The sequence below is a fragment of the Romboutsia weinsteinii genome (genome assembly GCF_002250835.2).
In the GTDB taxonomy this organism is placed as follows: domain Bacteria; phylum Bacillota; class Clostridia; order Peptostreptococcales; family Peptostreptococcaceae; genus Romboutsia_A; species Romboutsia_A weinsteinii.
The window spans coordinates 1-3,989 of the sequence record NZ_NOJY02000112.1 but is presented as its reverse complement, the minus strand read 5'-3'; the positions used below and the strand labels follow the sequence as shown (position 1 = coordinate 3,989).

The window sequence follows — 3,989 nt, the reverse complement described above, 5'->3', positions numbered from 1 at the left end:
AAGTTCAAAGAGTTTATAGAATGCAAGGGGTTGACGTTAACGATAAGCATATAGAAGTAATTGTTAGACAAATGCTATCTAAAGTTAAGGTTGAAGATCCAGGAGATACAGATTTATTACCAGGTGGATATGAAGATGTATTAACATTCAATAAATGCAATGATGAAGCTATAGCTAATGGATTAAGACCAGCTGTGGCTAAGAGAACATTACTTGGTATAACTAAAGCATCTCTTGCTACAGAGTCATTCTTATCAGCTGCTTCATTCCAGGAAACTACTAGAGTATTAACAGAAGCTGCTATAAAAGGAAAAGAAGACCACTTAATAGGTCTGAAAGAAAATGTTATAATAGGTAAGTTAATACCTGCAGGTACAGGAATGAAGAGATACAAAAACATAGCTGTTGAAAAAGTTCAAGACTAAATTTGGTATAAAACAAACAAATCTTGACATTGACTAGCTGTGGTGATAAAATGTAAAAGTGTGTAATTCAAAAGATTACTAAGAGTTTGAAAAAACTCTTAGTAACTTTTAAATTAACTTTTAATAAATGTAAAAAAGAATTAGCAGCACCAAGCTAAAAACGCGCTAGAACCACAATCATTGTGTGTTAATAGACATTTAATTGTAAGTAACGAAAGTTACATTTTAATCAATATGGATACCATATTGACTTAGTTGGCGATCGTTAAGATCGAAAATTTTCAAAGAGGAGGTGCACGTGATGCCAACAATTAACCAATTAGTTCGTAAAAGTAGAAAGGCAATAGAAAAGAAATCTACTGCTCCAGCATTACAAAAGGGTTACAACTCTTTACACAAAAAATCAACTGATACAAGCGCTCCACAAAAAAGAGGAGTTTGTACTTCAGTTAAGACAGTTACACCTAAAAAACCTAACTCAGCTTTAAGAAAAGTTGCAAGAGTTAGATTAACAAATGGTATAGAAGTTTCTGCTTATATACCAGGTGAAGGCCACAACTTACAAGAGCATAGTGTTGTTCTTATAAGAGGAGGAAGAGTAAAAGACCTTCCAGGGGTTAGATACCACATACTAAGAGGAACTTTAGATACTGCAGGTGTTGATAAGAGAATGCAATCAAGATCTAAGTACGGTGCTAAGAGACCTAAACCTGCTAAGAAGTAGGAAAAACTAACAATTGATTATAGTGCGGTGCTTTAAATATATAGACATATTTATGGCATCACGGCATTATTTTATGATGTCGAGTACCTATGATTTAAGATTTAATAATTAAGGAGGGAAGCAAAATGCCAAGAAAAGGTAATGTTCCAAAAAGAGAAGTTTTAGCAGATCCAATGTACGGAAGTAAAGTTGTTACTAAGTTAATAAACAACTTAATGATAGATGGTAAAAGAGGGAAAGCTCAAACAATAGTTTATGATGCTTTCGCTATAATAGCTGAAAAAACAGGAGAAGATGCTTTAGAAGTATTCAACAAAGCTATGGATAACATAATGCCTGTTTTAGAAGTTAAAGCAAGAAGAGTTGGTGGAGCAAACTACCAAGTACCAATAGAAGTTAGACCAGAAAGAAGACAAACTTTAGGTTTAAGATGGTTAGTAAACTATACTAGAGCTCGTGGAGAAAAAGGTATGGTTGAAAAGTTAGCTAAGGAAATAATGGACGCTGCTAACAGTACAGGAGCTTCTGTAAAGAAGAAAGAAGATACTCATAAGATGGCAGAAGCTAACAAAGCATTTGCTCATTACAGATTCTAATAATAGGATTGATACCTTTAAAAGGATATCGTAAGGAGGAGAACCATGGCTAGAAAGTTTCCTTTAGAAAGAACTAGGAATATAGGAATCATGGCTCATATAGATGCAGGAAAAACTACTACTACAGAAAGAATCCTATTCTATACAGGGCAAACACATAAAATAGGAGAAACTCATGAAGGAGCTTCTCAAATGGACTGGATGGAGCAAGAGAAGGAGAGAGGTATAACAATTACTTCTGCTGCTACTACTGCTGCATGGAAAGACCATAGAATAAACATAATAGATACTCCAGGACACGTTGACTTCACAGTTGAGGTTGAAAGATCTCTAAGAGTTCTTGATGGTTCTGTTGCTGTATTCTGTGCTAAGGGTGGGGTTGAACCTCAATCTGAGAACGTATGGAGACAAGCAGATAACTACGGAGTACCTAGAATGGCATTCGTAAATAAAATGGACATCATGGGTGCAGATTTCTACAATGTTGTACAAATGATGAAAGATAGATTAGCTGCAAATGCAGTGCCAGTTCAATTACCAATAGGTAAAGAAGATTGGTTAGAAGGTGAAGTTGACTTAGTAGAAATGTGTGCTCACATCTACAAAGATGACTTAGGAGTAGAAATAGTAAGAGCTGAAATACCAGAAGATATGAAAGAATTAGCTGCTGAGTGGAGAGAAAAGCTTGTAGAAGCTGTTGCTGAAACTGATGAAGAGTTAATGATGAAGTATCTTGAAGGCGAAGAGTTCTCTGTAGAAGAAATAAAAACTGCTATAAGAAAAGCTACTATCGCTTGTGAAATGAACCCAGTATTCTGTGGATCTGCTTACAAAAACAAAGGTGTTCAGTTATTATTAGATGGTGTAGTTGATTACTTACCAGCTCCAACTGATATAGCTTCTATAAAAGGTGTATTAGAAGACGGTGAAGAAGCAGAAAGACATTCTTCTGATGAAGAGCCGTTCTCAGCATTAGCATTCAAGATAATGACTGACCCATTCGTTGGGAAGTTAGCATTCTTCAGAGTTTACTCTGGGGTAATAACAAGTGGATCTTATGTTCTTAACTCTACTAAAAACAAGAGAGAAAGACTAGGACGTATACTTCAAATGCATGCTAATACAAGAGAAGAAATAACTGAAGTATATGCAGGAGATATCGCTGCAGCTGTTGGATTAAAAGATACTACTACTGGAGATACTTTATGTGATCCAGCTCATCCAATAGTACTTGAGACTATGGAATTCCCTGAGCCAGTTATATCTGTTGCTATAGAGCCTAAGTCAAAAGCTGCTCAAGAAAAGATGGGTGTAGCTCTTCAAAAATTAGTTGAAGAAGATCCAACTTTCAGAGTTAGAACTGACGAAGAAACAGGACAAACTATAATATCTGGTATGGGTGAATTACACTTAGAGATAATAGTTGATAGATTATTAAGAGAATTCAAAGTTGAAGCTAACGTAGGAGCTCCACAAGTTGCTTATAGAGAAACTATAACTCAACCAGTTGATATAGAGTACAAGTACTCTAAGCAATCAGGTGGTAGAGGTCAATACGGTCACGTTAAGATCAGAGTTAACCCTCAAGAGCCAGGTGCTGGATACTTATTCACAAACAAAACTGTTGGTGGATCTGTACCTAAAGAATACGTTGGACCAACTGATGCAGGTATACAAGGAGCTATGGCTGCTGGTGTAGTTGCTGGGTTCCCAGTTGTTGACGTTGCTGTTGAATTATATGATGGTTCTTACCATGATGTCGATTCATCAGAAATGGCATTCAAAATGGCTGGATCTATGGCTATGAAAGAAGCTTTAAGAAAAGGAAATGCTGTATTACTTGAGCCTTACTTCAAAGTTGAAGTTGTTACTCCTGAAGATTACATGGGAGACGTTATGGGTGGATTAAACTCTAAGAGAGGTTTAATACAAGGTATGGAAGCTAGATCTGGTGCACAAGTTATAAATGCATTCGTTCCACTTTCAGAAATGTTTGGATACTCTACTGAGTTAAGATCTTCTACTCAAGGTCGTGCAACTTACACTATGATATTTGATCATTATGCACAAGTTCCAGCTTCAGTTGCTAAGAAAATAGCTGAAGGAAAATAATAATTTTATTATAATTAATTTAAAATAAGTAGGACGGGGTATTCCTCGTCTTACCTAAAATATAAAAATATAAACAGGGAGGTATTTCAAAATGGCTAAAGCTAAATTTGAAAGAAATAAACCACACGTTAA

3 protein-coding genes and 1 pseudogene are annotated in these 3,989 nt (G+C 35.7%); all 4 read left to right on the top strand.

Features of this window, described 5'->3' with window-relative positions; genetic code table 11:
* Positions 1-425, top strand: a pseudogene (locus CHL78_RS19730) (DNA-directed RNA polymerase subunit beta'); the annotation flags it as partial.
* 301 nt (positions 426-726) lie between these two features.
* Positions 727-1,149, top strand: a complete 423-nt coding sequence (gene rpsL / locus CHL78_RS19725; protein ID WP_094369556.1) for a 30S ribosomal protein S12 — start codon at positions 727-729, stop codon at positions 1,147-1,149.
* A 125-nt stretch (positions 1,150-1,274) separates the two neighbouring features.
* Positions 1,275-1,745 (top strand): 30S ribosomal protein S7, encoded by a 471-nt coding sequence (rpsG, locus tag CHL78_RS19720; protein WP_094369557.1) that lies wholly within the window; start codon positions 1,275-1,277, stop codon positions 1,743-1,745.
* Between the two features lie 45 nt (positions 1,746-1,790).
* Positions 1,791-3,857, top strand: coding sequence for an elongation factor G (gene fusA, locus CHL78_RS19715; protein ID WP_094369558.1), 2,067 nt, complete (start codon positions 1,791-1,793; stop codon positions 3,855-3,857).
* The last annotated feature ends 132 nt before the right edge of the window (positions 3,858-3,989 follow it).

Excerpts from the sequence above, each read along its gene's own strand:
- rpsG (WP_094369557.1), top strand. The coding sequence starts at position 1,275 with ATGCCAAGAAAAGGTAATGTTCCAAAAAGAGAAGTTTTAGCAGATCCA.
- fusA (WP_094369558.1), top strand. The coding sequence starts at position 1,791 with ATGGCTAGAAAGTTTCCTTTAGAAAGAACTAGGAATATAGGAATCATG.
- rpsL (WP_094369556.1), top strand. The coding sequence starts at position 727 with ATGCCAACAATTAACCAATTAGTTCGTAAAAGTAGAAAGGCAATAGAA.